Origin of the sequence: Pseudoalteromonas sp. S4492 (assembly GCF_005886115.1) — a bacterium.
GTDB lineage: Bacteria > Pseudomonadota > Gammaproteobacteria > Enterobacterales > Alteromonadaceae > Pseudoalteromonas > Pseudoalteromonas gelatinilytica.
Genome location: NZ_PNCP01000066.1, coordinates 1 through 1731, shown reverse-complemented (window position 1 = coordinate 1731; position 1731 = coordinate 1). Strand labels below are relative to the sequence as shown.

Below are 1731 nucleotides of genomic sequence, written 5' to 3'. Positions count from 1 at the left end.
ACTCGCAACTCGCAACTCGTTACTCACTAACCACTATTTCTACTTTTTCGCTTAACTCTGCCTTAAACTTTTCTGCTAGTGCCTGTTTGGCTTGCTCATCGCCGTGGACGATTTTGATTAAACTTGGCTTTTTGCGCATACCGGTGACAAATCTGATAAGTCCTTTTTGATCTGCATGGGCGCTGTAGCCGCTAATGGTATGAACTTGCGCTTTAATCATGACTTTTTGATTATCGATAAATACATAGCCGCCGCGTGTGCCGTATTTTTGAATCTCTCGGCCTAATGTTCCTTGCCCTTGGTAGCCAACAAAAATGACATCGGTTGTTTTGTCTGGCAAAAACCGTTCTAGGTAATTAACTATTCTGCCGCCATTACACATACCGCTGGCAGCAATGATTATTGCGGGTTGCTGTTTTGAGGTTAAAAAGTTTATGAGGGCAAGGTGTTCTTGGTGGCTATCAATGGTGTGTAGCTGCTTAAAGTCGAGTGGGTGGCGACCTTGTTTTACGCGTTTTTTTGCTTCGTTATCCCACAGTTCTTTAAAGTGTAAATATTCATTTGTGAAATTGGCTGCCATTGGCGAATCTACAATAATTTGCAGTTTATGCCACATAGAGCGCTTGCTTGCAGAGTGAATGAGCTGTTCAAACTCATAGAGCAGCTCTTGAGTGCGGCCAATGCTAAAAGCGGGTATGAGTACTACGCCATTATCGCTTACTGCACGCTCTATAATCTTTTTAAGAGCGGCTACACGCTCCTTTCGACCTTGATGGTTTTTATCACCATAGGTTGACTCAATAACTAATGTATCGGCGCGGTAAGGTGGCTTTGGCGTCGGTAATAATGGCGTGTAAGGTGCACCTAAATCACCTGAAAATACCACTCTATGCGTGTTAGGCTTTGTACCTAGCTCAATTTCAACATAGGCAGAGCCTAAAATGTGCCCGGCACGTTGCAGGCGGATTTTATATAATGAATTTTGCTTGCTTGAGGCTACTTTTTCGGGGCTAAAGCCCACTCCTACGGGAATGGAGTACCATGTATTGAAATCTAGAGAGACAATTTGCTGTTTTAGTAACTTTAAGCAAGTGCGGATTATTGCTTCATCGCGAGTTACACCTACTTTTAAGGCATCTTCAATCACCATAGGTAATAACTTGGCGGTGGCAATAGAGGTAAAAATAGGCCCTTTAAAACCAGCTGCAAGTAAGTAGGGTATGCGACCAACATGGTCGATATGGCAGTGCGTGACAATCAGCGCTTTTACGGTTGATATATCAAACTCAATAGCCAGGTCTTGTTTACTGTCTTCTCCTTGAAATAGACCGCAATCAACAAGTACAGAATTTGCATCATCAATAAATAGCTGATGGCAAGACCCAGTTACGCCTCTCACCGCTCCGTGGTGTTTAATATGCATAATAATCTCCTGATTTTTAAGCGAGGTTTTAGAATAGAAGTTATTGACTTATAGAGCAATGGGTGAGCGTTCAACTATTCACGGCTAAAGCCGTTCCTACGTTTTGATGTAGGAGTGAAATTTAAGGAGCTGTCAGTTTGAAGATCAATTTTGGTTATGCATTTAAATGTGGGCTGGGTGCTGAATGTCAGACGCGCCAAGCAAGCGTGACGCCTACGGTGGTGTAGGCGTGAAATTTATTTCGCGCGGTGTTTTTATTGCGCGATGTAAAATCGCGCCTACAATATCTCGCAACTCGCAACTCGCAA

General features: G+C 43.2%; 1 protein-coding gene. It reads right to left on the bottom strand.

Going from position 1 to position 1731, the window contains the following annotated elements; translation table 11 throughout:
• Positions 1-19: 19 nt before the first annotated feature.
• Positions 20-1423, bottom strand: coding sequence for an MBL fold metallo-hydrolase RNA specificity domain-containing protein (locus CWC28_RS19230; protein WP_138625630.1), 1404 nt, complete (start codon positions 1421-1423; stop codon positions 20-22).
• Positions 1424-1731 lie beyond the last annotated feature (308 nt).

Bases quoted from the DNA above. Each gene is read 5' to 3' on its own strand.
- CWC28_RS19230 (WP_138625630.1), bottom strand. From the start codon at position 1,423: ATGCATATTAAACACCACGGAGCGGTGAGAGGCGTAACTGGGTCTTGC.